The organism is Arthrobacter crystallopoietes (genome assembly GCF_017603825.1).
Classification (GTDB): Bacteria; Actinomycetota; Actinomycetes; order Actinomycetales; family Micrococcaceae; genus Crystallibacter; species Crystallibacter crystallopoietes_B.
On record NZ_CP072014.1, the window covers coordinates 3,227,337 to 3,252,471 of the forward strand.

Below are 25,135 nucleotides of genomic sequence, written 5' to 3' on the forward strand. Positions count from 1 at the left end.
CAAGCGGGTCGGTTTCGATCTAACGTGCCGATAACGGCGCAATAACGGCTCGATAACGGGAGCGGGGTTCCACTGTAAAGACATTGCAAACTTGCAGCTTCATTGGGGTTCTGTTGGGGAAAACAAGCGATGCTCACTGATCCGATCTGCCATTCCCTGGCGACCCTTGTGACCAAGCTCATGGCTGGAAAACGAGGGATACCATGTCGATTATTAAGGATCCGCACCTGTTCAACGAGCAGAGCCTATTCGTCGACCTGGAAGGAGTGCTTGGCCGCCGCCTCTATCTGAAGATCGAGGGGTTCAACTTCGCGGGCTCGATCAAACTCAAGCCCGCTCGTGAAATGGTCGAGCGCGCCGAGCGGGAGGGGTTGATCGGGCCCGGCTCCACACTCGTGGAGTCCTCGTCGGGCAACCTCGGCGTCGCGCTCAGCATGATCGCGGCCAGCAAGGGATACCGCTTTGTGTGCGTGGTCGATCCGCGGTGCAATCCGACTACCCGGCAGCTGATGGAGTCGCTCGGGGCACAGGTTGACCTGGTCACCGAACCGGATCCCGTCGACGGGTTCCTTGGCGCCCGGCTCAATCACGTCCAGGAACTGTGCGCGTCGGATGAGCGCTACGTCTGGCTCAACCAATACGTCAACCCTGGCAACTGGGGCGCGCACTACCGCTGGACGGCCCCAGAAATAGCCGCCGAATTCCCCGACCTCGACGTGCTGTTCGTCGGAGCCGGTACCACGGGCACACTAATGGGTTGCGCGCGGTACTTCCGTGAGCACCGCCCCGACGTCCGGATCGTCGCGGTCGATGCCGTCGGATCGGTCTCCTTTGGCTGCCCGCCGGCGCCCCGCCTGATCCCTGGCCTCGGCATGAGCGTGCGGCCGCCCCAACTCGACGAGTCCTTGCTCGATGACGTGGTATTCGTCGAGGAGTTGGACACGGTGCGCGCCTGCCACCGCCTTGCCGCGGGCGGGTTACTGGTTGGGGGGTCCACCGGGACCGTGGTCCACGGCGCCATGACATGGCTCGCCGACCATCAAGCCCAGGACGTCACGGCGGTGACCATCTCTCCCGACCTGGGCCGCCCATACCTGGATACCATCTACCAGCCCGACTGGGTGCTCGACCATTTCGGGGCCGAAGCGCTCGCCAGTGCGGGTCAGGCGGCAGACCCCGGTCTACAGTCTGACCCGACGTCGAGGCCACAACTTCCGGCAGCCGCCGCGCTGACGGATTCCGTGGCCACCGTCTCAGTAAGGAGCTTCTCGCAGTGAACAAATCCGTGGACACGCTGTCAACGTCGCCAGGTCCCACGATTCCGATAATTCCGACGAATCCCGCGGCTCAGGCCGGGAACGGCTCTCCAACAACTCCGGCCTCGGGTGCGGGCGTTGCCTTGGAGCGCCGACTGGCGGATCTTCTCGCATCGGTGGTGAAGAAGGACGACGTCCCCGTGGACGCCAACTTCTTCTACGAATTAGGCGCGGACTCGCTGGTAATGGCGCAATTCTGCGCCCGGGTACGCAAGCAGCCGGACCTGCCTGCCGTGTCAATCAAGGACATCTACCAGCACCCAACGATCGCGGCACTGGCCGCGTCCCTGGCACCGGTGGAAGAGCCAACGGCGCAGGTGCAGGACCGGTTGGCGATGGTGCTGGCCGGTGTACTGGGCGTCGAGCACGTGCCGGTTGACGCCAACTTCTTCCATGTCCTGGGCGCCGACTCGCTGGTAATGGCGCAATTTTGCGCCCGGGTACGCAAGCAGCCGGACCTGCCTGCCATCTCAATCAAGGACATCTACCAGCACCCAACGATCGCGGCACTGGCCGCGGCCCTGGCACCAGCGACGTCGCCCGTGCAGGAGCGGCTGGCCGAGGTGCTGGGCGGTGTGCTGGGCATTGACCATGTACCGGTGGACAGCGACTTTTTCCAAGACCTGGGCGCGGACTCGCTGCTAATGGCCAAGTTCTGCGCCCGGGTGCGCAAACAGCCGGACCTGCCTGCCGTGTCGATCAAGGACATCTACCGGAACCCAACGATCGCGGCCCTGGCCGCGGCCTTGGCACCAGCGACGTCGCCCGTGCAGGAGCGGCTGGCCGAGGTGCTGGGCGGTGTGCTGGGCATTGACCATGTACCGGTGGACAGCGACTTTTTCCAAGACCTGGGCGCGGACTCGCTGCTAATGGCCAAGTTCTGCGCCCGGGTGCGCAAACAGCCGGACCTGCCCAAGGTGTCCATGAAGGACGTCTACGGCAACCCAAACATCTCCGCCCTCGCCGCGGCCCTGCAAGGCCCCTCTCAGCAAGACCAGCGGCAGGAGCCCTCACCGGCCCTGGCGTCCGTACCGGAGACGCCGCGACCCATGGACGCGCGGACGTGGGAGTACGTCACCTGCGGCGCCCTGCAGGCGCTAGTCTACGTCGGCTACTGCCTCCTCGCCGGCTGGCTCGCGGTCGTGGGGTACCAGTGGATCTTCCCGGAGGCGGGGCCTGGTAATCACCAGTGGCTGGGCCACGGGATGAGTTTTGGTGAAATCTACTTGCGGTCGCTCGCTTTCTCCGCGGCGACTTTCGTGCTGCTGTCCATCCTGCCGGTGGCCGCGAAGTGGATCATCATCGGCCGTTTCCGGCCCCATGAGATCCGCATCTGGAGCCTCGCCTACTTTCGGTTCTGGCTGGTCAAGACCCTGATGCGTACATCGCCACTCTCACTGATGACCGGTTCCCCGCTGACGACCTTCTACCTGCGGGCAATGGGCGCGAAGGTGGGCCGCAACGTGATGATCCTGACCAATCGCCTGCCGGTCTGCACGGACCTGCTCACGATCGGGGAGGGGACGGTGATTCGCAAGGACGCGGTCCTCCTCGGCTACCGCGCCCATGGCGGCGTCATTCAGGTGGGTACGCTGACCCTGGGCCGGGACGTAATCGTCGGCGAAGGCAGTGTCCTGGACATCGACACGGCGATGGGAGACGGCTCGCAGTTGGCCCACCGCTCCACTTTGTATACGGGTCAGGTCGTGCCCGGAGGCGAGCGGTGGCACGGTTCGCCGGGCAGGCGGACCGAGGTGGATTACGGCGGGGTCGAGGCGACGCCCTATCGGCCATGGCGGCGGGGATGGTTCGCAATCTCCCAACTCGTTTCCACACTTGGGGTGGGCCGCACCATGATCGGCCTGGCGATCGCGCTGGTCGTCCTGGCGCAACCGCGCGTAGCGGCACTTCTGGAGGTGCAGCCGTTCGCGTTCACTGACTGGGCCTTCTACGCCGACGCTGTTACCTACGCCGGTCTGACAGTCTTCGGCGGAACAGTCATGGCATTAGTCGTTATAACGACCGTGCCGCGGGTGCTCCAACTCGCCGTGAAGCCCGATACGGTGTATCCGTTGTTCGGACTTCGGGATGCGGCGGCACGGGCGGTGGCGAAGTTAACCAACAGTCCCATGCTTGGAGGGTTGTTCGGCGACAGTTCCTACGTCGTGAACTACGTGCGGGCCATTGGGTACAAGCAGCCGCAGGTCCAGCAGACCGGCTCGAACCTGGGCACGGTGTTCAAGCACGATAACCCGTTCCTTTCGACGATCGGCAGCGGGACGATGATTGCCGACGCGGTGTCTTTCATGAACACCGACTACTCGGCTACGTCGTTCAAGGTCTGTCGGGCGTCGATCGGGGCGCACAACTTCCTTGGCAATGCCGTTCTCTATCCGGCCGGGGCCAAGACCGGAGACAACTGCCTGCTCGCAACCAAGGTGATGGTTCCCATCGACGGACCGGTGCGCCGGGACGTGGGTCTGCTCGGATCGCCTGCGTTCGAGATTCCCCGCTCTGTCCTGCGGGATGCCCTACCCGAGGAGCATGCCAGCCGGACCAACTTGCGCCGGGACCTCGCGGCCAAGAACAAGCACAACCGTCACTCTATGGCCCTCCTGATGCTTACGCGGTGGCTCAACATGTCGCTTGCCCTGGTGATAATGTTCGCAGCCCTCGAACTGTCCGACCAATTTGGTTTCCTTGCCTTCAGCGGGTCATTCGTCGTGATGCTCCTGGTCGGATTGCTGGTCCCCATCGGCATCGAGCGCCTCGCCACGGGACTGAGGCCGCTTCAGCCCCAGCTCTGCTCCATCTACAACCCCTACTTCTGGTGGCACGAGCGGTACTGGAAGATGTCCCTGCAGAGCCGCTACGCGGCCCTCCTCAACGGGACGCCGTTCAAGCCGCTCGTTTGGCGTCTGCTGGGGGTGCGGATGGGGGCCCGTGTCTTCGACGACGGCTGCGGAATCATCGAGAAGACCCTGGTGACGGTCGGCTCCCGCTGCACGCTGAACGCCGGCAGCACGGTTCAGTCCCACTCCCAAGAGGACGGAATGTTCAAGTCCGACCACAACGTCATTGGCGACGACGTCACGCTCGGCGTCGGCGCCTTTGTCCACTACGGCGTGACCGTCGAGGACGGTGCCGTCGTCGCTGCCGACTCCTTCGTCATGAAGGGGACGATCCTTACCTCGGGGTCCCTGTGGAGTGGCAACCCGGCCGAAGAGGCCCGGTCCGCCATCACATCCCCCATCGCACTGGAAAGGCCCCTATCATGACCACTACCTCTGCGCTGACCTGCCGCACCGCCGCTGACCGCTCGTCCGATCCGGCACCCAAGCGGCCTGCCCTTCCTGCAATCGTTTCAACGGCGATTCCCAGATGGACACTGGACCCCCATTCCGGACAGGAGCAGGTCGAGGTGGCGGTTCCAGAGGACCTGCGCACCTCCGTGATGTTGACGGCCCGTGCCTTGGATACGGCGCCCGGCTCGCTCTGGCTGGCGGCCCACGCGCGGGTACTGCAGGCCTTGTCCGGCGAGACGGAGATCGCCACCGGATGCCTGGACACAGCGGGGACCTGGCGGTGCAACCTCGATCTGGGCCACCCGTCCTGGCGGGGCCTGATCGCCGAGGCACACGACCGGCAGGTCCGTGCCGGCGCCGGGTCGGCCGACGCCGAGCAGGCCGGCCGCGGGGAGACCTCTCACGAGGCCGCATCTCCCGGGTACGAGGTGGTGTTCGATGCGCTTCATGGCGACGATGCAGAGCTGCCGGAAGGCATCGTCCTCGGGGTCAACCTCCGGACCGTTGCCGGGGGCGAGGTGCTCCGGCTGCGGTACCGGCGGGACGTCCTCGACAAGGACGCCGCCCTCAGGATCGCCGGCTACCATCTGGCCGCGCTCCGCCACCTGGTCGCCGACCCCGGAGCGGACCCCGCTGATGCCGACCTGATCGATCCGGATGAGCGCCGCTTCCAGCTCGAGCAGTTGGCGGGACCCGAGCGGTCCCGGCCCCGACGACGCTTCCACCAGCTGTTCGAGGAGCGCGTCCGGCTTCACCCCGAAAGCATCGCCGCAGTCCAAGACACGCGGGAGTGGACGTACGCAGAGTTGAACGCACGCGCCAACCGGCTGGCGCGTGCCCTGCTGGCGCGTGGTCTGCAGGCGGAGGACGTCGTGGCGGTCGTCGCCAAACGGGACCTGGAGTGGATGGCCGCGGTCATCGGCATCTTCAAGGCCGGAGGCGCGTACCTACCGATCGAACCGCACTTCCCCGCCGACCGGATCGCCAGAACGCTCACCCGAGCCGGGAGCCGGATGGCGTTAACCGAGGAAGGCAGCACCGCCTCGCTGGACGAAGCACTCGAGGGGATGCCCTCAGTCACAAGACTCCTCTTCGAAGACATCGAGGCGGAGGGGTACGCCGACGACGATCCCGGCGTGGAGGTGCGTCCAGACCAACTCGCCTACGTCTACTTCACCTCGGGCTCCACGGGCGAGCCAAAGGGCGCGATGTGCGAGCACGACGGGATGGTGAATCATCTGTACGCCAAGATCGAGGATCTGGGGATTGGCCCCGGCGACGTCGTCGCCCAGAGCGCCCCCCAATGCTTCGACATCTCGCTGTGGCAACTGGTCTCGGCCCTGCTCGTCGGCGGCCGCACACTCATCGTCGGGCAGGATCGCATTCTCGACGTCGAGCGGTTCGTCGACACGGTGGAACGGGGCGCGGTGGCGGTCTTCCAGGTCGTGCCGTCGTATCTGGACGCGGTGGTCGCGTACTTGGCCGGCAAGCCCCGCACCCTGCCGCACCTCCGCTGCGTCTCCGCGACGGGGGAGGCCCTGAAACGTGAGCTGGTGCGCCGCTGGTTCGACGTAATGCCGAACGTCAAGCTGGTCAATGCCTACGGACTGACGGAGACCTCGGACGACACGAACCACGAGGTGATGAGCACGGCGCCCGCGGGCGGTTCGGTGCCACTGGGCCCGCCGGTCCCGAACGTCCGGATCCACATCCTCGACGAGCGGCAGCGGCTCGTTCCGCTCGGAGCGCCGGGCGAGATCGCCTTCTCCGGGGTGTGTGTGGGCCGCGGCTACATCAACGACCCGGAGCGCACGGCACAGGCCTACTCCACTGACCCCTACGTTGACGGGGCGCGGCTCTACCGGGCTGGCGACTATGGGCGTTGGTCACCGGACGGCAAACTGGAGTACCTTGGCCGGCGAGACAACCAGGTCAAGATCTCCGGGTTCCGCATCGAGATCGGCGATATCGAGAACGCGCTGTTGCGGGTTCCCGGCGTCCGCGACGGCGCCGTCGTCGTTGGCGAGGGTGCCGGACAGTCCAAGTTCCTGGTGGCGTTCTACTCTGGCGACCGACCGCTCGAAGTCGACGAGATCCACAGCGAGTTGGCTTCGCGGGTTCCGGGCTACATGGTTCCGTCGGCGTACAGATGGCAGGAAAGCCTGCCCTTGACCGGCAACGGGAAGATCGACCGTAAGGCCTTGACCCGCATAGCGCGGGAGGCCGTCCCCGAGGCCGGCACTCCCACGGAGACGCTCACGCCCACCGAGCAGCGGCTCGCCGACGCATGGGCGAGTGTCCTCGGCATACCGGCGGGTCGGATCGGCGGGCATGACTCGTTTTTTGCGCTGGGCGGCACCTCCCTGTCCGCGGTGAAGCTCGCCGTCCTGCTCAAGCGCGCGGTGTCGATCAAGGACATCATGCAGACGCCCGTCCTCGCGGACCTGGCGATCCTGCTCGAGGCTTCGTCCCTGGAGGACGCCGCCGAACCGCCCGCGTCCACACCGGCGGGAAGCGCCGCAGAGCCCGCCTCCTTGCCCCGGACACCGGTAAGACATTCCAATCCGCTACCCGTGAAACGAAAGGACCTCTGATGTCGTCTTCTTCACCCAAGATCCAGTTCGATGTGGAACGCCAAGCCGGCAGGGCACCGATGCTCGTCGTCGAGGACGGTCACGACCCCGTGCAGTGGGCCGAAGAGAACCGCGAGGCGCTGCGCGCGGCGGTGGACGAGAACGGCGCCGTCATGGTCCGCGGGCTGGGCCTCAGTGATCCAGCCCAGGTAGCGGAAGTCTACGGTCGGCTGGTTCCGAGCGGCCTCATGCCGGACCGGGAGGCCTTCGCCACCCGGCAGCCCTACCTGGACGGCGTGTACTCGTCCCTCACGTGGCCCGCGAACCAACCTATGTGCATGCACCACGAGGTCAGCTACGCGCTCGAGTTCCCCGGCCTGATGCTCTTCGCCTGCCTCCAGGCGCCCAGCGTCGGTGGCGTAACCGGGGTCGCGGACGCCCGCTCGGTACTCGAAGCCATACCGGCGGACATCGTCCAGCGGTTCGAAAGCGAAGGGTGGCTGCTCGCCCGCAGCTACAACGAGGATATCGGAGCCACCTACGAGGAGGCCTTCGGAGTCGCCGACCGCGCTGGCGTCGAGAGCTACTGCCGGGCCCACGCGATCGAGTTTGAGTGGCAGCCCGACGGGGAACTCCGCACCCGGCAGCGGCGCCCTGCCGTGGTCCGGCACCCGATGACCGGCGAGCGCTGCTGGTTCAACCAGGTCGCGTTCTTGAGCGAATGGACCATAGCGCCGGAGGTGAGGGAGTACCTGGTGGACGTCTACGGCTCCGACGGGCTGCCGTTCAACACCCGCTTCGGCAACGGCGAGCCGATCGGCGAGGACATCATCGCCCTCCTGAACGAAGTCTACGAGGCCCACACCCTGAGAACGCCGTGGGAGACCGGGGACCTCATGCTCGTCGACAACATACGCATGGCCCACAGCCGCGAGGCGTACGAGGGTCCACGGGAGATCCTCGTTGGCATGGCTGAGCCACGCAATGTATTTGATCTCGATACCCACGCCCAGGACGGTGCACGATGACAGAATTCGCCATTTCCCAAGTGACAGCCGCCGCGGAGCCGAAGACGGTTCCCCCCTTCGCGGTCATCTCCGGAGCACAGGTGCAGCAGGTGCTCCAGGGCCGGGAGAAGCAGGTCGTCGAGTTGGTCGAGCAGACCTACCGGGTGCACGCGGCCGGAGACTCGGTGAACCCGCCGTCCTATTTCCTGCGCTTCCCGGACCGGCCCACGTCGCGCATCATCGCCCTGCCCGCCTCGGTCGGAGGACAGATCGATGTTGACGGCATCAAGTGGGTCTCCAGCTTCCCGGACAACGTGGCGTCGGGGATCCCTCGCGCCTCAGCGGTGTTGATCCTCAATGACCGGGCGACGGGCTACCCCTTCGCGTGCATGGAGAGCTCAATCATCAGCGCCTCCAGGACGGCAGCTTCGGCCGCCGCCGCTGCGGACTGGCTCAGCCGAGGCCGGAGGCGTCCCAAGCGCGTCGGGTTCTTCGGCGTGGGGCTCATCGCCCGTTACATCCACACCTTCCTGAACGCGACCGACTGGTCCTTCGACGAGATCGGAGTGTTCGACCTCTCGGGCGAGAGCGCACAGGGTTTCAAGGGCTATCTCGAACGCAGCGGCACCCGAGCCCAAGTGACCGTGCACGACGGCCCCGAGCAGCTTATCCGAAGCAGCGACCTTGTCGTGTTCGCCACAGTGGCGGGCCAGCCGCACGTGCACGACACAACTTGGTTCGCGCACAACCCGCTGGTGCTGCACGTGTCCCTCCGCGACCTGGCCCCGGAGATCCTGTTGGCGTCGACCAACATCCTCGACGACGTCGACCACTGCTTGAAAGCCGGGACGTCGGCCCACCTCGCGGAGCAGATGGTCGGCCACCGGGACTTCGTGGACGGCACCTTGGCCGACGTCATGGAAGGCAGGGTCTCGCCGGCGGACGACCGCCCAGTGGTGTTCTCGCCGTTCGGCTTGGGCGTGCTCGATCTGGCGGTGGGCAAGTACGTCTACGACGCACTGGCCAGCAGCGGCCAGCTCCGGGTGGTCGAGGACTTCTTTTCAGAGTTGCGTCGGTATGGCTGACCCCGCGGCCCCACCAAATCATCAATTCGCACCCACCGAGGAGTGACACAATGCTCTCGTTACCGCAGATGCTGGGGAATGTGTCCAAGGCACATGCCCAGTCCCCTGAGGACTGGGCAAGATCGGTCACCGACGTCCTACGGGACGCCGCGATCTACCACAAAGCCCATAACGGCTTCTACCGTGTCCAGTGCGACACGTTGGGAGTCGATCCCGCCGCAATCAACGACGTCAACGATTTGCAAGACCTGCCCCTTTTGCCGGTCGGCCTGTTCAAGCGTCCCGACGCCCATGTACTTCTCACCTGCTCACTGGCCGACGTAGAGACCGAGACCAGCTCCAGCGGAACCCGCGGTGTCCCGTCTGTTGCCCGGCGCAACAGCGAGACAGTGACCCGGGCACTGGTTGGCCTGACCGGGACCTACCGGGAGTTCTTCAGCCTGTCCGGGGGCGCGGGTCTTTTCTTGAACCCTTCGGACTCTGAAGCCTCGGAGATGGGTCTGCTCAAGGACTTCAACATCCTGAACAGCGTCTTCGACCACCACGTATACCTAGTTGCCGACCAAGCGTTCGACGCCAGGGAGGCTCTGGAGCACCTGCGCCGGTGGAAGGGCCACATGACCCGGCACATCGTCTGCCCGCCATTCCTCATCGAGCGGCTCCTCCGGTTCCTTGAGCAGGAGAAGATCAATGTGCGCTTAGACCCCTACAGCATGATCATCACGCTCGGCGGTTGGAAACGGCACACGGCCGAGGCCATCCCTGCCGAAAGCTTTCGGGAGCGGTGCCACGACCTGCTCGGTGTGCGCCCGGGGAACGTGCGCGACATGTACGGGATGATCGAGTCGAACATGCTCGCTGTCGAATGCCACCTGCATCGCAAGCACGTCCCGCCGTGGTGCTACATCTCCATCCGGGACCCTGGCCAGATCGGCAAAGAACTCGCTCCGGGGGGCACCGGCTCCATCGCCGTACTGGACTCCCTCAACACCAGCTATCCCGGTTTCCTCCTCACCGACGATGTGGGCGACGTCGAAACCGGCACCTGCGGGTGTGGGAGAACCGGCCAGATCATCAATTTCCGACGTCGGGGGCAGGGCGGCGGGCTTGGCCACTGCCCCGTCAGCATCGAGCGCTACCTCGGCTCGGGCGCTACCGCCAACGATGAGTCGGCGGCTCTCATGAAGGCCTGAGTAGCGGGGCCGCGAACGCGGTCGCCGCGACACCGGTCAGAATTCCTTTTTTCATGGTTTTCCCCAACGTTTATGCCCGGTGAGAGCGTCCTGTTATAAAAGGGCAGGGTCGAAAGCATCCCCTGCCGGATTGTCATATCAGCTGCGGATCCCGCAACCGTCTTAGTCGATCAGTGATGATGGATGTGCTGTACCGATCTGTGCGGCAAGCCCTCGGTCTGCCTGTATTCAGGGTAGGTCCAAATGGGGACGGTGGGATCCCCTTCAGGCGTTCAAAAGCCTAAACGCTCCATTGACCGCGCTGGTCATGCACCTGACTCTCCCTCACCGGGACGTCCGAGGCCAGCCGGAGCCTGCGGTCCCCAACCGGAGGCTCCGGCTCTCGCCGCCTGACTGCTAATGAAGCAGAGTGGCCAATAAGACCGAGGTGCCGCCGCCGGAACCGCCCGAGTTGGAACCGGAGAAGGTCCGGCAGCTGATCGAATATGCGGACAAGATGACGGCATTCATGGAAGCCGAAATGGAACTGATCCATGAGCTGGGCCGGGCAAGCCGGAGACCGATCTGACCGGACCCATCGAAGGTTGGAAGTTCACCGCCCAGGGCTTACGGGACAGCTACGACGGCAGTTTTAGACGCCCGCAGTGCTGTTATTTGATTCAGAAGGACCCTTGTACTTTCCCCGCGCGGGGTCCTTACTGATGGTAGGAACCCCGGCCGAGACACGGGGCTACGGTCCTACAACAGGTGCTCCGGACCTTGACCCTGCAGGTCTCGACAGCCGTGTACTGGCAAACGGGCTCCTGCTCGAAATTTACAAGGAGGACGCAATGTTCGCGAGAGTCAGCACATATAAGTCCGGACCGGAAACGACCACTGACACCCCGGCGGATGACGTTGTGAAGAAGGTGCAGGAAATTCCCGGATTCAAGGGCATCTATTTTCTGAATTCCAAGGAAGCTGGCAAAGCACTGTCGATCACCCTGTGGGAGACCGAGGAAGCCATGTCTGCCAGCAGGGAAGCGGCCAACAAGATCAGGACTGAGTTGAGCGCAGCGGAAAAGAGGGACATTCTCGACGTAGAGGAGTATGAAGTTACTATCAGCAACCTCAAGGGCTGATCTGCGAAATACCGAGAGTGACGGTCTCTCTGCAAACCATTGATCCGCATACACGCCCCGCAACATAGCGTGGTTGCCGTGGCTGGTAGAGGCGGCATGCCGACAACACCCCCCACGGCAGCGGGTGGGCCGCCCCTTAAGCCTTCCGCGGCAGAGCGCGGGTTACGGCTACCTCTAAACCCGCCAGATGCTGAACTCATCCGTCGTCGCTGCCCTCCACCCATGCCCGTTGTCTTCGCGAATCCAGAGCATCAACCGAGAACGATATGCCGAAAATCAGCGATGTCGAACTGCCGCGGCCGGATCGTCTCGGCTCATCGGGTGCGGGGCCCGGGCAGGTCTTTGGGGAGGCCGCCTGCTCCCGGCACCTGCCAGAGGGTGTCCGGCTCTGTTCGGCGCTGAGTACCTGGTTCGGAAATGCGAAGTGGCCTGAAGTCAGGCCTCCCCAGACCTACTCACTTCAAGCCACTTCACTGCGCTGCCGCGGCTCCTAGGTGTTTCCACCCCGGCCACTAATGCGGCCGCCCCAACGTAATCGCTGCAGCTGGCTTCGAGACTGCTTCCCGTCTCTCTGCCGTAACTATTCTTGCCGGTCCAACCGGGGATGGTTACACCAAAACCCCCAGTGTTTCGTTACTGGGGTACCCCTGACGGTGCGGTTACGGGCCGACTGGAGCGGGATCCGCGAAGGCGTCCGGGTTTTCGGCCAGCTTCTGCTCGAATGCGGGGCCGATCAGGTCGCCGCCCTGCTCGCCGAAGTAGAGATCGTCGGCGCGTTCCTCCAGCACCGCGGCGGTCGGCAGGCTGTCCGGGTCTTCCTGGTCAATACGCGATGCTTCGGCGGCGACGGATTCGATGGCGCCCGCCCGCGCGTCCAGCCCGAACCAGCGGTAGCCGGCCACGGCCGCTGCCAGCTCAGCCTGGTCGAGGACGCCGACGCCGTGCAGCGGGCCCCCGTTCCGGGCCACGTTGTCGAGCATCAGCAGGTCATACAGCGCGCGGTCGCCCTCGGCGCGCGGCCCTTGGTAGTCGTAGTCCACTGCCCGGTTCAGATGTCATCGGCCTTCATGCTGCCCTCTCTTTGCTCCCTGCTGGCGGATGGATTGTTGTACGTCTGGATGAGGAAGGTCTCGTCCCTAAGGCATTTTTCCGGTACGCCACGGGTGGCGCCGCGGTTCTGCTCGCCGGAGAAGTATCCGCCGCCGAAGAATGCCTTCTCGCCGATCCGTATGGTCTTGCCGTTGGGCAGCAGGATGTCCGCTCCGTCGAACCGGGTGCCGAGCGGAAATTTTAGGAGCACCTCGTTGTGGTTCCATGACCCGATGACGCAACCGGCCTCGTCGGCCATCACCTTGCCCTCGAAAGCAGCTTCCATGACGGCATCGCCTGGCGCCGAAACGTCGACGACCAGGAGCTCGCCGTTCGGACCGGTTTCCAGCTGCACTGACTCTCCGTCTATGGAGCCGCTGCCGTCGCCGCAGCAGGCGAAACACAACGCTGCCGCGGCCATCATGATCCCGCGCATCCTCGCGCCCAAGGGTGACATGCGTCAGAGCCTACCTGAGCATCACTTTGGCCAGCACCATGTTGTGGTCGGACGCCGGCGTGGAGCGCAGCCGGCCGGAACGGTCGATGTCCAGGACGTTCTCGTAGGAGACGGTGCCGGCGATGTACTTCGTGAAGATGTAGTCGATGCGCCCGAATGTGGATTTTTGCTGCTTCTTGAAGCTGTTGGTCGTCGGATACAGGAAGTCGGTCTTGGCGGCAGAGGAGGCGGCGTCGGTCCAGCCGGCCTTGATCATAGCTTCGTGCGGCAGGTTTGATGGGGTGGCGTAGAAGCTGGAGTTCATGTCGCCGCCGCTGAACACCGGGAGCTTGCGGGTGTTGATGGCCGTCATCCGCTTTTCGATCAGCTGCATCGTCGAGGTCTTCGACACGGAGCCCTTGATCGGCAGTTTGGGGGAGACATGGAAGGAGAGGACATAGAACTGCTTGCCGGTCTTCTTCGACTTCAGCAGTGCCCAGGCGGCTCCGCGCGGATCTTCGCCCGTGGCCACGGGCAGCGCGAAGGTGCCGCGTTTGAGCAGCGTGTACTTGGACATTTTGTACGCGATCCGGTTCACGTACTGCCGGGTGCCAGCCTTTTCCGGGGTGCGGTCCAGGGCGAAGCCGGCCTTTTTCAGGTGTCCCTGGAAGTCGGTCATCGCCTTGGTGCTTTTGGTCCCGGGGATGTTCACGTTGAGGGCCTCCTGCAGGAGGAGCACGTCCGGGTTCTTGGCCTTGATGGTCCGCAGGTGGATCATCTTGCGGGTGTTCCAGTGCGGGACGCTGATGCCGGAGAGCGTGCAGCCGGCACAGAGCAGGTTCTGGCTGGCCACGGTCAGCGTCTCCGTGCCCCGGACTGCGGGGGCTGCCGGGTACGCGGTGACCCGAGCCGAGGTGCGGGTCTTGAAGGTCTTGTTGTGCGCCTGGACGCGAATGAACGTTGGGTACGAGGACCGGGAGCCGGTGGCAAGGTTCTTGACCGTGAAGTTGGTTCCGTTGATGTTCCGGTAGGTCCGCGGCCGCAGGGTCATCGCCATGTTGTCGGCGACCTGCACCGTGTAGTGGGTGGTGTAGGCGGTCTTGTTCCAGCTGACCGTGATGCTGTCCGTGCCGCCCTTCGTTTTGATGGGCGTGAACGCGCCAGGGTAGTTGGCACCCGTCATGGTCTTCAGCGTCGCGGACCAGGGGGAGCGGTGCCAGGTTCCCCACGGCTGGCCCTTGATCGGTGTGAGCGCGCGGTACTGGATGTAGTAGGTGGTGGCATTGGTGAGGCCGCCGATCCAGCGGCTGTTGACCTTCTCTTCGACCTTGGCGCCCACGAAGTCGGCCCGGGTGCCGTAGCGGATCTCCCAGCGTCCGGCATCCCCATAGGCCGGCCACACGAGGGTCATGCTGTTATAGCCCGGAGCAGTGGCGGTTTTCGGCGCCGGCAGCGGAGCAGCGGTCTGGGCAATGGCGGTGCCCGGGATAGAGGCTGGCGGTGCGGCAAAGGCTGTGCCAGGGACGGAGGCCGCGGCCAGGGAAGCGGTGAGCAGCACGGCGGCGGCCCGGCGCAGGAGGGAAGTTTGCATAGGGCGCTCCGGGTGACGAGGTGGTCTACAAGGAGACATGCCCGAAATCTCCGAAACCCGCCCCCAAGCAGAAGTATGACGGCAGATCGCCAATTTGGCGAAACGTTGAACCCCCATCCGGTCAGCTCTCGCGGGCCATGTCAACCGCGGCCTTATTGATACACGGACAGTGATTGGGGATTGGGCTTGAAGAGACGATTGTTGGGGCTGCCGTAGCAGTAGTTTTGACAGGAATCCCCGCCGGCTGTTCGGCAGCAGAAGCCGCAGGCGACGGCAACTACGACACCGTTCACGCCGGATGCTCCGTTCTTGGTCCGAGTTATATTCGTGCTCTTTGCCGTGTCTTTGATCGTCCTCATCCTCGTACCCAAAGTCCGGCGGCAGAGAGCGGAACGTTTGGCAAGGGACATCGATGAATACGGAATCATCGATTGCATGATCGGGTATCCGAACAGTCACTACGGGTCGTTGAGACACCAGTGGGCGCCGGGGCTGCCACACTAAAGCCCCAGTCGATAACCTTCCAGGACTTCATCGAGGTGAACGGCCTCCAGGAACAACGCCCAGTCGGCCCGTCCCGCACATTCCTTGTTGAATCGCGTCCCGCCCCATGGGAACAGCGGTCTGACAAGCGGAGGCCTTTGGGTAAGAGCGGAGGATCATTTGGTTCAACACCGATCAGGGCATAGTGGAACTGGCAGCTCGCGGAGAAGACCTCACAGTCTTGAACGAAAGGTTGTTCGACGCGGGGGAGCCGTGATGTAGCGGCTGATGCCGCGGGCAGCGACCGCCGAAACGCTGGCTGGGCTGCCCGAACCAGCGGGCTACAGCTCCAAGCCCCTGCGGCGTGATGACGTCCGTGGCCGGCCGAATCGGTATAGGCAGTAGAGAAGCAGGAGCAGCGCGATCAGGCCGGAGGCAATCAAGGCCACTCCGACGCCCCACCCTCCGGGCAGCCACCACTGCTCACCGAACATCCACCAGCCCGGCCGGGATGGTTGGGCAAGCCATACTATGCCTGCAACAACAACCATCAGCCCGCCCACGGCGCCGGCCACGATGCGAGGCCACGTCTGCACTTCCTTCATGGCCAATCTGATCGTGCGGATCTTCACACGGGCCACCAGATGCTTAGCCCACGCGTTGTGTACCGAGAGCACCACCAGTCCGCCCACGATGGCGAGCAGGCCCGGGCCCGGCAAGACGAGCATCGCCACGCCAACCAGGATGAGGGTCCAGCCGAGCACTTCGACACCGGTCCGCCGCAGCCATAGCGGGATGGCATCGACTCTTCTCCCCATGAGCAAATCTTCCCACGGCAGGGCCGCCTGCAGGCAGAAGATCCCAAATTGACCCGGCGCCCGGTCCGCCTATTATGAGCATTTTGGATCGCCGTCAGGTTTCCCTGGTCGACGTAGGAGTTGTGCTCGACGGTCCGGATGTAAAGCGGGCTCTCTCCGTCGCCGTGCATGGTCGGCCTGGTCTGGTAGCCACCAATGAATCCCAGCCGGTCCCCAGCAGTGTGAACCAGGCGCGCGGCGAACGCAGCAAACAGGTGGGCGTCCCCGACATGCACGTCGCTGCAATAGGTGTCTCTTGGTTCGTCGTGGACATATTGAACCGCATCGCGCGCTTTGTGCCGCTTCATGACAATCCCCACGCTGCGGGCGCCCGAAGTCATGATCGAGACCGGCTGAATTGACGCAGCTTATGGGCTCGGGATGGTTATCCCTGTACTCGACGTTCCGCCGGTGTTTGCCACAGCGTTAGTTATCTACGTCCATGCGGAAGGCGCGACGCATGGCCGCTGCTGTGTCTCCTACAGCCTCAGGCATTAGGTGACTTTAACGGTCAATGGTTGTCGTGATGCTTACATGACCCAAATAACACTGCCCGTGAACGCGAGCGAGTCGTCCTTAGCAGTGCCACGCCCTTGCAAGGACTAGTTCAGCGTTTCTGATCGCGAACAAAAAACCCCGGAAACCGTTCAGTTTCCGGGGTTTTTCAGTGTGCGCGGAGGGGGACTTGAACCCCCACCCTCAATAAGAGGACTAGCACCTCAAGCTAGCGCGTCTGCCATTCCGCCACCCGCGCAGGTGGTGTTTTCGTTCAGTTTCGGCGAACCGATTCCTTCGAAAGCAGCGAGAAAAACTCTAACACGTTTTGGCCGAAGTGTTGAATCGAGGACTTTCCTACCCCGTTCCGGCGCGTTTCCATTACATCGGGCTGCCGCCACGGAAGCAGATCGCTAGGCTGGAGCCAAGCACCCCCGTCTGCAAGGAGCCCGAAAATGCCTGCCCTCCGTCCGCAAGATGAAGTTGTCCGCATTTGCCAGGAACTGATCCGGATCGACACCTCTAATTTCGGTGACAATGCGGGTCCCGGGGAACGGGCAGCCGCCGAGTACGCGGCCGGCTTGCTGGAGGAAGTGGGTCTGTCCACGGAGATTTTCGAGTCCTCTCCGGGACGTGCTTCAGTCGTCACCCGCATGGCGGGGGAAGATCCTTCCGCAGACGCACTGGTGGTCCATGGACATCTGGATGTCGTGCCTGCGCAGAAAGAAGACTGGCAGGTCGATCCCTTCAGCGGCGAGGAAAAGGATGGTCTGATCTGGGGCCGTGGAGCGGTGGACATGAAGGACATGGATGCCATGATCTTGTCCGTGGCCCGCGACATGGCCCGAACCGGAACCAAGCCGAAGCGGGACATCGTTTTCGCTTTCTTCGCCGATGAAGAGGCCGGCGGCAAATACGGGGCTCGTTGGGCCGTAGATAACCGACCCGAGCTTTTCGACGGCGCCACGGAAGCGATTTCGGAAGTAGGTGGCTTCTCTGCCAACATCGGCGGGAAACGTGCCTACCTGCTCCAGACGGCGGAGAAAGGCATCGCATGGTTGCGCTTGGCCGTCAGCGGGCGGGCTGGACACGGTTCGCAGATTAACACGGACAACGCGGTGACCACGTTGGCAGGCGCCGTGGGCCGGATCGGCGCCCATCAGTGGCCCATAGAGTTGACGGACACGAGCCGCCGGTTCCTGGACGGCGTAACGGAACTCACCGGCGTCGAATTCGATCCGGACAATCCGGACATACTGCTCAAGGAACTGGGGACCGTGGCACGTTTCGTCGGCGCCACGCTGCAAAACACTTCCAATCCGACTGTGCTGAAGGCCGGTTACAAGGAAAACGTCATACCTGGCCTGGCCGAAGCCCGGATCGACGCGCGGACTCTGCCGGGCCAGGACGAACTGGTGCTGGCCAAGATTCAGGAGTTGGCGGGGCAGGACGTTGACATCTCCTACATCCACCAGGACTCGGCGCTCGAAGTACCGTTCGCCGGAAACCTCGTGGACGCAATGGTGGATTCGCTCAGGCACGAGGATCCGGAGGCAGTGGTTCTGCCGTACACGCTTTCCGGCGGGACGGACAACAAGTCGTTGGCCAGACTCGGGATCACCGGATACGGGTTCGCGCCGCTCCAACTGCCCGATGACCTGGACTTCACAGGCATGTTCCACGGCGTGGACGAACGGGTTCCCGTGGACTCCCTGAAGTTCGGTACGCGGGTGCTGCAACGGCTGCTGACCACTTACTAGCACGGGACGCACCGATGACCAAGACAGTTGAAGAGTTGCTGCCGGAGGCGATGCTCGCTACCTTCCGCTCCCGGGCGGCCGGTTATGACGAGGCCAACTCCTTCTGCCACGAGGACTTCGCTGATCTTCAGGCCGCGGACTATCTGAAGATGCTTGTGCCGGATGCCAACGGCGGGCTCGGCTACGGCCTGCGGCAGGCCTCCCTGGCCCAGCTCCGGCTAGCCAGTGCCGCCCCGGCCACGGCATTGGCTGTCAACATGCACCTGGTCTGGACCGGGGTCGCCCAGGTGATGCGGGCCCGCGGGGACCGGAGCCTGGACTTCGTGCTCGAAGAAGCAAGCCGGGGTGAGATTTTCGGGTTCGGCGTCTCCGAAGCCGGGAACGATCACGTTCTGTTCGACTCCACCACGGTCGCTACGCCACAGGACGATGGCGGTTATTCCTTCACGGGAACCAAGGTCTTTACCAGCCTCTCGCCCGTATGGACGAGGCTTGGAACTTTCGGGCGCGACGACGACGGCGACGAGCCCCAGCTGGTCTGGGCCTTCATCGACCGGAAAGCACCCGGCTACCGCATCAAGGACGATTGGAACACGCTGGGAATGCGCGCCAGCCAGTCGAATACGACGGTGTTGGACGGCGTACGCGCCCGGCCGGAACGGGTCTTCCGGAAGCTGCCGGTCGGGCCAAACCCGGACCCGCTGATCTTCGGCATCTTCAGTTGCTTCGAAATCCTGCTGGCCTCCGTCTACACCGGCATCGGGATGCGAGGGGTGGAGCTGGCCGTGGAGAACGTCCGCCGGCGGACATCCCTGAAGACCGGCAAGAGCTACGCACAGGATCCGGACATCCGCTGGCGCGTTGCCGATGCGGCGATCGAAATGGACGGCCTCTATCCACAGCTGGAATCCATCGCCCGGGATGTCGACGCTCTCGTCGACCACGGGCCGATGTGGTTCCCCAAACTGGCATCCGTCAAGGTTAGGGCGACGGAAACGGCAAAGCGCGTTGTCGAGCACGCGGTAAGGGTCTCCGGGGGCGGCGGGTATTTCCGCGGCAGCGAACTGGAGCGCCTGTACCGGGATGTGCTGGCCGGGCTTTACCACCCCTCGGACGACGAATCAGCGCACGGCACGGTGGCCAACGCCTGGCTTGGCCCTATCGAGGACTAGGCCCCGGGGGACAAGTCAGACGGTGGCCTCGACGCGCAGGACTTTCCGCCGCATCCAGTACTTGCGGCTACCGCCCATGTAGAAGCGGGTCCGGATCAGGTCCCACTTGCCGTATTCGGCGTGCTCAGCCAGCGCCCGGCGGGCCTCCTTGACAGATTCGCCCTTATTGACAGTCAGGACAAGATATTCGTACTGGCGGAGGTGGTCGCGTTCGCGCTGGATGGAGCCGCTGCTAATTTGTTCTCTCATTGGCCCTCCAATCTCTTCACTTATTCTTCCCACAACAGCTAACGTCTACTACATGGCAATTGATCCGCGTGTCGCACTCCAGTCGTTTACAGCTGCCCTTGAGGAACATCTTGCCGCATCCGCCAGCCGGCGCGGTGAGGATGATCCTGCGGTGGAGGCCGCATTCTCCTCCATTATGGAAACCTTCGAAGCCTATGAAGACGCACTCTACGACGCGTACGGCGAAGTTACGCCGCTGGTCATTTACGACGAGTCCGAAGACGAGGACGACGACGCCGGTGAGGACTATGAAGAGGTCATGGACCCCTTCGACGACGATCTGGAAATTGAGGAAAAGTAGGCCTCCCGCAGCTGCATTCCTATATAGGTACTACGGTACCGAGATATCGTCGAGCGCAGAAGCGATCTCCGGCGGGATGCTCTTCGGGGCAGCCTTGAGGATCTGTTCCAGCTGGCCGGGTGTCCGTGGACCGATCACGGCAGTCTCAATGCCGGGTTGTTCCAGCGTCCAGCCCAGGGCAAGTTCAAGCGGCTGTACATCCAGGCCACGGGCTGCGGTTGCCAGCGCCTCGGCGATTCTGGCGGGCCTTCCGGCAAGATAAGGTTCCACGAAGCCCGCTCTGTTTTCGGAGGCCCCCCGCGAGTCCGCCGGTGTGCCGTTCCGGTACTTGCCTGTCAGCACCCCGCGGCCAAGGGGGGACCAGGCCATAACTCCGGTCCCCAAAGCCCGCGCCGCCGGGATAACTTCCCGTTCTGCCGTTCGCTGGAGTAACGAGTATTCGCACTGCACGGCCACCAGCGGGACGGCACTCAGAGACACGGCCCGGGCCAGTTGCCAGCCCGAGTAATTGGAAACTCCCACATAGCGTGCGCGGCCGGAAGACACGGCGAACTCCAGGGCGGAAAGCGTTTCCTCCAGGGGCGCGTTGTCGTCCCAGACATGTGCCAGCCATACGTCGAGATAGTCCGTGCCCAGACGCGCCAGGCTGGCGTCGAGAGAACGCAGCATTGCGCCCCGGGAGGTGTCCACTTCCCTTGCACCGTCGCGGCGGACCATCCCCGCCTTGGAAACCACAGTTACTTCCTGGCGGGGGACCAGCTCGCCCAGAAACGCACCGATGATCGCTTCGCTGCCGCCTTCGGCGTAAGCGGCCGCAGTATCGAGCAGCGTGCCTCCTGCATCCAGATAGGAGCGAAGCATCGTTGCCGCGCTCTCTTCGTCCGTCTCCTGGCCCCATGTCATGGTGCCTAACGACAGGCGCGGTACTTTCAGCCCACTTTGACCTAACCGATTCTGCTCCATGGGCAAAAGCCTACGGCCTGCCACGCCGCAGCCGGGAACTGACCCGCGCATGAGTCGCGCATGTGGTAGGTAGCTCATACCGTAGGAGGATCTTTGTCACGGCTGCTGTGTCCAGTTCTGCCGCAGCCGTGGTCGTGCTTTAAGGTCTAAGTTGTGACTTGGCTAGAAGCGGCCTTTCTGGGACTCATCCAGGGCCTGACCGAATTCCTCCCGATTTCCTCCAGCGCACATCTGCGCGTTGCGGGTGAACTCCTGCCCGGCGCCTCGGATCCCGGCGCCGCGTTTACCGCCATCACGCAGCTGGGCACGGAGACCGCAGTCCTGGTCTATTTCTGGAAAGACATCGTCCAGATCGTGAAGTCCTGGTTCGGCTCCCTGACAGGGAAGGTGCCACGGAACAACCCGGATGCCCGAATGGGCTGGCTGATCATAATCGGCTCCGTCCCCATCGGTGTGCTCGGCCTGCTGTTCGAGGACCAGATCGAAGGGACCTTCCGGAGCCTGTGGATCGTGGCGACCATGCTGATCGTCTTCGGGTTGTTCCTGGCCATCGCCGACACAATCGGCAAGCAGGTCCGGACTCTGGATAAGCTCAGCTATAAGCACGGTATCCTGTACGGTCTGGCCCAGGCGCTGGCGCTCATCCCGGGCGTCTCACGTTCGGGCGGAACCATCACGGCCGGCCTCCTCATGGGTTACACGCGTGAGGCGGCCGCCCGGTACGCGTTCCTGCTGGCGATTCCGGCGGTATTTGCCAGTGGGCTCTACCAATTGGCTACGAGCTGGAACGAGCCTGGGCCGTACGGTGGGGGCGAAACCGCTCTGGCGACGCTGGTGGCCTTTGTGGTCGGTTTCGTCATCATCGGATGGTTCCTCAAGTACGTCTCAACCCGCAGCTACAAGCTCTTCGTCTGGTACCGGATAGCGCTCGGGTTGCTGCTGTACATCCTGCTTGGTATCGGCGCCATCAACGCCTAGCAACGCCATAAGTACGACGGCGGTCCCGCCGGACCGTGATTCTCACCGGAAGGAACAGCCATTGTTTGGTTGGAATGCGCGCCCAGTGCCTCAGATCGCCGGAGGCCGCAACACGCTGGCCCTCTTTGATACGGCCGCGGGGGAGATGGTCCAACTGGATCCCGCTCCCACCGGTTCGTTGTATGTCTGCGGTATCACCCCTTACGACGCCACCCACATGGGCCATGCCGCCACCTATGTCAGTTTCGACCTGCTCAACCGCTACTGGCGCGATGCCGGCCGGGAAGTCCAGTACGTGCAGAACGTCACTGATATTGACGATCCGCTGCTGGAACGGGCTAACGCCACGGGCGTGGACTGGGAAGCGCTGGCCAAGGACCAGACCAACCTCTTCCGCGAAGACATGGAGGCACTCAATGTGCTGCCGCCAAACCACTACATCGGCGCGGTCGAGTCCATCGAATGGATCATTCCGGCAATCGAGCAACTGATCTCCGAGGGGCTGGCATACCGCGTGCCTGGCACCGGCGGCGAACCGGACGGCGACGTCTACTTCGATTCCGTTGCGGCAGCCGGTGACGGCTGGCACAACGGCATGACCTCGCGGCTCACCGAGGAGGAAATGCTGCCGCTCTTCGCCGAGCGCGGCGGCGATCCTGAACGGCCCGGCAAGCGGCATCCCTTGGACGCTCTGCTGTGGCGCGTAGCCCGCGAGGGCGAGCCGAAGTGGCCGGGAAGCTCGCTGGGCGAAGGCAGGCCCGGATGGCATATCGAGTGTTCCATCATTGCCCGGAAGTTCCTGCCGGAAACCTTCGATATCCAAGGCGGCGGCTCGGACCTGAGCTTCCCGCACCACGAAATGAGCGCCGGGCATGCATATGCCTTGACCGGAACGGCACTCGCACGCCACTTCGTGCATGCCGGCATGGTGGGCCTGGACGGCGAAAAAATGAGCAAGTCCAAGGGCAACCTGGTGCTCGTGTCGAAGCTTCGGTCGGAGGGCGTGGACCCGTCCGCCATCCGTACCGTGCTGCTGGGCCAGCATTACCGCAGCGACTGGTTCTGGACCGATGACCTGCTGCAGGCTGGAACCGAACGGCTGGCGCGTTGGCGGGCCGCCGCAGGCACCTCGGATGAGCAATCGGCCGCCGCATTGGCCGACAGGATCCGAGCGGCCTTGGCAGAGGACCTGGATGCACCTGCGGCGCTGGCCGCGGTGGATGCCTGGGCTGCGGCCTCGCCCAGCGGCAGCAGCCAGGCTGAAGCGGCCGCCGGATCGCCCGTCGCCAAGGTGCTCGACGCGTTGCTCGGCATCGTCCTCTAGCGCTACCGCTAATGCCAGCCGGGCGGAGCCTTTTGGCTGCCGCCCGGCTACTCCTTCCGGCGCTTTTTCAGGTAGCGCTCGAATTCACGGGCAATGGATTCGCCGGTCGCCTCCGGCAGATCCGCCGTGTCCTTTGCCTCTTCAAGCTGCCGGACGTAAGCGGCAACTTCCGGATCTTCCGTGGCCAGTTCGTTGACGCCGCGCTCCCATGCCTCGGCCTCCTCGGTCAGTACGGCGGTATCGAGCGGAACCTGCAGAATATCTTCCAGGCCTTGCAAAATCGCCAGCTCAGCCTTGGGGGAGGGGGACTGCCCGACATAATGGGGCACCGCTGCCCAGAGGGACAGGGTGGGGATTCCTGCCAGTGAGGCGACTTCAGCAAGCACTCCGACGATCCCGGTCGGACCCTCGTACTGGCTGGCTTCCGTATTCAGGGATTCCCGAACCGTGTCATCTTCGCTGGTGATAGTCACGGGAATGGGCCGACTGTGCGGAACATCGGCCAGCAACGCCCCGACCAGTACAAGGCAATCGACGTCGAGTTCAGTGGCATGGGCGAGCAACTCGGCGGTGTACGCCCGCCAGCGGTATGACGGTTCGACACCGTGCACGAACACAATGTCTATGTCGGTATCCGGAACGCTGCAACGGGTCAGCTTGGTGGTGGGCCATTTGATCCGGCGGTCCCCTGACGCCGTACGCCGGATCAACGGGCGGGTGAACTGGAAGTCGTAATACAGGTCGGGGTCGATACTGGCCACCTTGACACCGTCCCACAACCGGCTGAGGTACTTCACTGCGTCGGTTGCCGCCTCGCCGGCATCATTCCAGCCTTCAAACGCGGCGAGCATGATAGTTAGCCGCCGCTCGTCTCCGCCGTCAGGCTTCGGGAACAAGCGCCGCAAGCCCCGTGCCTCATTACTGTCCATAGTGCTCACTTCTTCACCCTAAACCCAGCCCGTTGAGTTGTCAGTGAGCGGAACAGTGATTCGCGTAGAGCATAGCCAGTGTTTGGAGGCGTGCCCGGCGCCGGCGGGACCGTAGACTTGGAGCATGTCTGCTTCTCCCGACCGCCTTGGTGCGCTGTCTGAAAATCCAACGCGCGTACAGGCGGTTCTCTGGGATATGGACGGAACCCTCGTCGACACCGAACCGTACTGGATCGAAGCCGAAACGGAGCTGGTCCTCCAATTCGGCGGTGTCTGGACTGACGAGCTGGGCCGCGGACTGGTCGGCAATGCCCTTCCGGTTTCAGCTGTAGTCCTGCAGGAGGCGGGCGTCGACCTGGGCGTCAGGGAGATCATCGACCACCTGCTGAGAGCCGTCGTCGCCAAGGTGCGCCACGAGATCCCTTGGCGCCCCGGGGCCAGGGAACTGCTGAAGCAGCTTAACGAGGCAGGGGTGCCGACAGCGCTCGTAACCATGTCCGAGACCATCCTGGCCGAAGAGGTCGTCCGGTCGCTGCCTGCGCGCAGCTTCAGCTTCATGATCACCGGGGACATGGTGGAGCATGGCAAACCCAATCCGGAACCGTACCAGCGTGCCTTCGACAAGCTCGCAGCAGCTGACCCCGGACTCGATAAGTCACGTGTAGTGGCGCTTGAAGACTCTGTGCCGGGTGCCACCTCGGCCCAAGCCGCAGGACTGGTGACGGTGGCCATCCCTCACGTCGTCGAGGTCCCCGATCATCCGGGCCGGTACCGGTGGGAAAGTTTGGCAGGCAAGGCTTTGGCGGATCTGGACCTGCTGCTGGAACAGGATGTCGTCAACACTCAGGGTGCCGGGAGAAGCGCATGAA

At 63.7% G+C, this 25,135-nt stretch carries 22 protein-coding genes and 1 tRNA gene; 15 read left to right on the plus strand and 8 right to left on the minus strand.

Annotation, left to right across the window (positions count from 1 at the left end; translation table 11 throughout):
- Positions 1-203: 203 nt before the first annotated feature.
- The 8 genes from sbnA (at position 204) to J5251_RS14805 (ending at position 11,600) form a co-directional block, all read left to right on the plus strand.
- Positions 204-1,277 carry a 2,3-diaminopropionate biosynthesis protein SbnA gene (gene sbnA / locus J5251_RS14770; protein ID WP_208574441.1) on the plus strand — a complete coding sequence of 358 codons (1,074 nt, stop codon included), beginning with the start codon at positions 204-206 and terminating at the stop codon, positions 1,275-1,277.
- The gene (locus tag J5251_RS14775; RefSeq protein WP_208574443.1) at positions 1,274-4,594 is read left to right on the plus strand and encodes a Pls/PosA family non-ribosomal peptide synthetase; all 3,321 of its coding nucleotides are present in this window, start codon (positions 1,274-1,276) and stop codon (positions 4,592-4,594) included. Before sbnA ends, J5251_RS14775 begins: the two co-directional genes overlap by 4 nt.
- Positions 4,591-7,215: a non-ribosomal peptide synthetase gene (locus J5251_RS14780; RefSeq protein WP_208574444.1), complete on the plus strand. Its 2,625-nt coding sequence runs from the start codon at positions 4,591-4,593 to the stop codon at positions 7,213-7,215. Before J5251_RS14775 ends, J5251_RS14780 begins: the two co-directional genes overlap by 4 nt.
- Positions 7,215-8,222 carry a TauD/TfdA family dioxygenase gene (locus J5251_RS14785; RefSeq protein WP_208574445.1) on the plus strand — a complete coding sequence of 336 codons (1,008 nt, stop codon included), beginning with the start codon at positions 7,215-7,217 and terminating at the stop codon, positions 8,220-8,222. Before J5251_RS14780 ends, J5251_RS14785 begins: the two co-directional genes overlap by 1 nt.
- Positions 8,219-9,286 (plus strand): 2,3-diaminopropionate biosynthesis protein SbnB, encoded by a 1,068-nt coding sequence (gene sbnB / locus J5251_RS14790; RefSeq protein WP_208574446.1) that lies wholly within the window; start codon positions 8,219-8,221, stop codon positions 9,284-9,286. The genes J5251_RS14785 and sbnB overlap by 4 nt, the downstream gene beginning before the upstream one ends.
- A 50-nt stretch (positions 9,287-9,336) precedes the next feature.
- A complete protein-coding gene (locus J5251_RS14795) occupies positions 9,337-10,479 on the plus strand; it encodes an acyl-protein synthetase (RefSeq protein WP_139003545.1) in 1,143 nt (380 codons plus the stop codon).
- 409 nt (positions 10,480-10,888) lie between these two features.
- Positions 10,889-11,047, plus strand: coding sequence for a hypothetical protein (locus tag J5251_RS14800; protein ID WP_171059239.1), 159 nt, complete (start codon positions 10,889-10,891; stop codon positions 11,045-11,047).
- Between the two features lie 262 nt (positions 11,048-11,309).
- The gene (locus J5251_RS14805) at positions 11,310-11,600 is read left to right on the plus strand and encodes a hypothetical protein (protein ID WP_139003544.1); all 291 of its coding nucleotides are present in this window, start codon (positions 11,310-11,312) and stop codon (positions 11,598-11,600) included.
- Between the two features lie 659 nt (positions 11,601-12,259).
- Here J5251_RS14805 and J5251_RS14810 read toward each other — a convergent pair.
- From J5251_RS14810 to J5251_RS14825, 4 genes are all read right to left on the minus strand, one after another.
- Complete coding sequence (locus J5251_RS14810; protein ID WP_139003543.1) at positions 12,260-12,640, minus strand: hypothetical protein; 381 nt, start codon at positions 12,638-12,640, stop codon at positions 12,260-12,262.
- An 8-nt stretch (positions 12,641-12,648) separates the two neighbouring features.
- Complete coding sequence (locus tag J5251_RS14815) at positions 12,649-13,146, minus strand: hypothetical protein (protein WP_139003542.1); 498 nt, start codon at positions 13,144-13,146, stop codon at positions 12,649-12,651.
- Between the two features lie 10 nt (positions 13,147-13,156).
- Positions 13,157-14,716 carry a hypothetical protein gene (locus J5251_RS14820; RefSeq protein WP_208574447.1) on the minus strand — a complete coding sequence of 520 codons (1,560 nt, stop codon included), beginning with the start codon at positions 14,714-14,716 and terminating at the stop codon, positions 13,157-13,159.
- Positions 14,717-15,540: 824 nt separating this feature from the next.
- Positions 15,541-16,017: a PGPGW domain-containing protein gene (locus J5251_RS14825; protein ID WP_139003540.1), complete on the minus strand. Its 477-nt coding sequence runs from the start codon at positions 16,015-16,017 to the stop codon at positions 15,541-15,543.
- A gap of 74 nt (positions 16,018-16,091) precedes the next feature.
- Here J5251_RS14825 and J5251_RS14830 point away from each other — a divergent pair, with 74 nt between their 5' ends.
- Complete coding sequence (locus J5251_RS14830; protein WP_208574449.1) at positions 16,092-16,418, plus strand: hypothetical protein; 327 nt, start codon at positions 16,092-16,094, stop codon at positions 16,416-16,418.
- A gap of 308 nt (positions 16,419-16,726) precedes the next feature.
- Here the strand turns inward: J5251_RS14830 and J5251_RS14835 are convergent.
- Positions 16,727-16,810: transfer RNA gene (locus tag J5251_RS14835), tRNA-Leu, on the minus strand.
- Positions 16,811-17,006: 196 nt separating this feature from the next.
- Between J5251_RS14835 and J5251_RS14840 the strand changes: the two genes are divergently transcribed.
- Positions 17,007-18,311, plus strand: coding sequence for a M20/M25/M40 family metallo-hydrolase (locus tag J5251_RS14840; protein WP_208574451.1), 1,305 nt, complete (start codon positions 17,007-17,009; stop codon positions 18,309-18,311).
- Positions 18,312-18,325: 14 nt separating this feature from the next.
- Entirely contained in the window at positions 18,326-19,483 is a 1,158-nt protein-coding gene (locus J5251_RS14845) for an acyl-CoA dehydrogenase family protein (RefSeq protein ID WP_139003537.1), read from the plus strand.
- A 15-nt stretch (positions 19,484-19,498) separates the two neighbouring features.
- Here the strand turns inward: J5251_RS14845 and J5251_RS14850 are convergent, their stop codons facing one another.
- Complete coding sequence (locus tag J5251_RS14850; protein WP_139003536.1) at positions 19,499-19,732, minus strand: DUF5703 family protein; 234 nt, start codon at positions 19,730-19,732, stop codon at positions 19,499-19,501.
- A gap of 52 nt (positions 19,733-19,784) precedes the next feature.
- Here J5251_RS14850 and J5251_RS14855 point away from each other — a divergent pair, with 52 nt between their 5' ends.
- Positions 19,785-20,072: a hypothetical protein gene (locus J5251_RS14855; protein ID WP_139003535.1), complete on the plus strand. Its 288-nt coding sequence runs from the start codon at positions 19,785-19,787 to the stop codon at positions 20,070-20,072.
- 30 nt (positions 20,073-20,102) lie between these two features.
- On the opposite strand, the gene J5251_RS14860 is transcribed toward J5251_RS14855, so the two are convergent.
- Positions 20,103-21,035: an aldo/keto reductase gene (locus tag J5251_RS14860; protein WP_139003534.1), complete on the minus strand. Its 933-nt coding sequence runs from the start codon at positions 21,033-21,035 to the stop codon at positions 20,103-20,105.
- Positions 21,036-21,188: 153 nt separating this feature from the next.
- On the opposite strand from J5251_RS14860, the gene J5251_RS14865 reads away from it, so the two are divergent.
- Both J5251_RS14865 and mshC read left to right on the plus strand, forming a co-directional pair.
- A complete protein-coding gene (locus J5251_RS14865; protein WP_208574453.1) occupies positions 21,189-22,013 on the plus strand; it encodes an undecaprenyl-diphosphate phosphatase in 825 nt (274 codons plus the stop codon).
- 61 nt (positions 22,014-22,074) lie between these two features.
- Positions 22,075-23,337, plus strand: coding sequence for a cysteine--1-D-myo-inosityl 2-amino-2-deoxy-alpha-D-glucopyranoside ligase (gene mshC / locus J5251_RS14870; RefSeq protein ID WP_208574455.1), 1,263 nt, complete (start codon positions 22,075-22,077; stop codon positions 23,335-23,337).
- Positions 23,338-23,384: 47 nt separating this feature from the next.
- Here the strand turns inward: mshC and J5251_RS14875 are convergent, their stop codons facing one another.
- Complete coding sequence (locus J5251_RS14875; protein ID WP_139003800.1) at positions 23,385-24,266, minus strand: PAC2 family protein; 882 nt, start codon at positions 24,264-24,266, stop codon at positions 23,385-23,387.
- A 124-nt stretch (positions 24,267-24,390) separates the two neighbouring features.
- On the opposite strand from J5251_RS14875, the gene J5251_RS14880 reads away from it, so the two are divergent.
- A complete protein-coding gene (locus J5251_RS14880; protein ID WP_208574457.1) occupies positions 24,391-25,134 on the plus strand; it encodes an HAD family hydrolase in 744 nt (247 codons plus the stop codon).
- The last annotated feature ends 1 nt before the right edge of the window (position 25,135 follow it).

Bases quoted from the DNA above. Each gene is read 5' to 3' on its own strand.
- J5251_RS14820 (WP_208574447.1), bottom strand. From the start codon at position 14,716: ATGCAAACTTCCCTCCTGCGCCGGGCCGCCGCCGTGCTGCTCACCGCT.
- J5251_RS14880 (WP_208574457.1), top strand. From the start codon at position 24,391: ATGTCTGCTTCTCCCGACCGCCTTGGTGCGCTGTCTGAAAATCCAACG.
- J5251_RS14825 (WP_139003540.1), bottom strand. From the start codon at position 16,017: ATGGGGAGAAGAGTCGATGCCATCCCGCTATGGCTGCGGCGGACCGGT.
- J5251_RS14860 (WP_139003534.1), bottom strand. From the start codon at position 21,035: ATGGAGCAGAATCGGTTAGGTCAAAGTGGGCTGAAAGTACCGCGCCTG.
- J5251_RS14855 (WP_139003535.1), top strand. From the start codon at position 19,785: ATGGCAATTGATCCGCGTGTCGCACTCCAGTCGTTTACAGCTGCCCTT.
- sbnA (WP_208574441.1), top strand. From the start codon at position 204: ATGTCGATTATTAAGGATCCGCACCTGTTCAACGAGCAGAGCCTATTC.
- J5251_RS14815 (WP_139003542.1), bottom strand. From the start codon at position 13,146: ATGTCACCCTTGGGCGCGAGGATGCGCGGGATCATGATGGCCGCGGCA.
- J5251_RS14795 (WP_139003545.1), top strand. From the start codon at position 9,337: ATGCTCTCGTTACCGCAGATGCTGGGGAATGTGTCCAAGGCACATGCC.
- J5251_RS14840 (WP_208574451.1), top strand. From the start codon at position 17,007: ATGCCTGCCCTCCGTCCGCAAGATGAAGTTGTCCGCATTTGCCAGGAA.
- J5251_RS14850 (WP_139003536.1), bottom strand. From the start codon at position 19,732: ATGAGAGAACAAATTAGCAGCGGCTCCATCCAGCGCGAACGCGACCAC.
- J5251_RS14805 (WP_139003544.1), top strand. From the start codon at position 11,310: ATGTTCGCGAGAGTCAGCACATATAAGTCCGGACCGGAAACGACCACT.
- J5251_RS14875 (WP_139003800.1), bottom strand. From the start codon at position 24,266: ATGGACAGTAATGAGGCACGGGGCTTGCGGCGCTTGTTCCCGAAGCCT.
- J5251_RS14845 (WP_139003537.1), top strand. From the start codon at position 18,326: ATGACCAAGACAGTTGAAGAGTTGCTGCCGGAGGCGATGCTCGCTACC.
- J5251_RS14780 (WP_208574444.1), top strand. From the start codon at position 4,591: ATGACCACTACCTCTGCGCTGACCTGCCGCACCGCCGCTGACCGCTCG.
- J5251_RS14785 (WP_208574445.1), top strand. From the start codon at position 7,215: ATGTCGTCTTCTTCACCCAAGATCCAGTTCGATGTGGAACGCCAAGCC.
- J5251_RS14830 (WP_208574449.1), top strand. From the start codon at position 16,092: ATGAGCATTTTGGATCGCCGTCAGGTTTCCCTGGTCGACGTAGGAGTT.
- sbnB (WP_208574446.1), top strand. From the start codon at position 8,219: ATGACAGAATTCGCCATTTCCCAAGTGACAGCCGCCGCGGAGCCGAAG.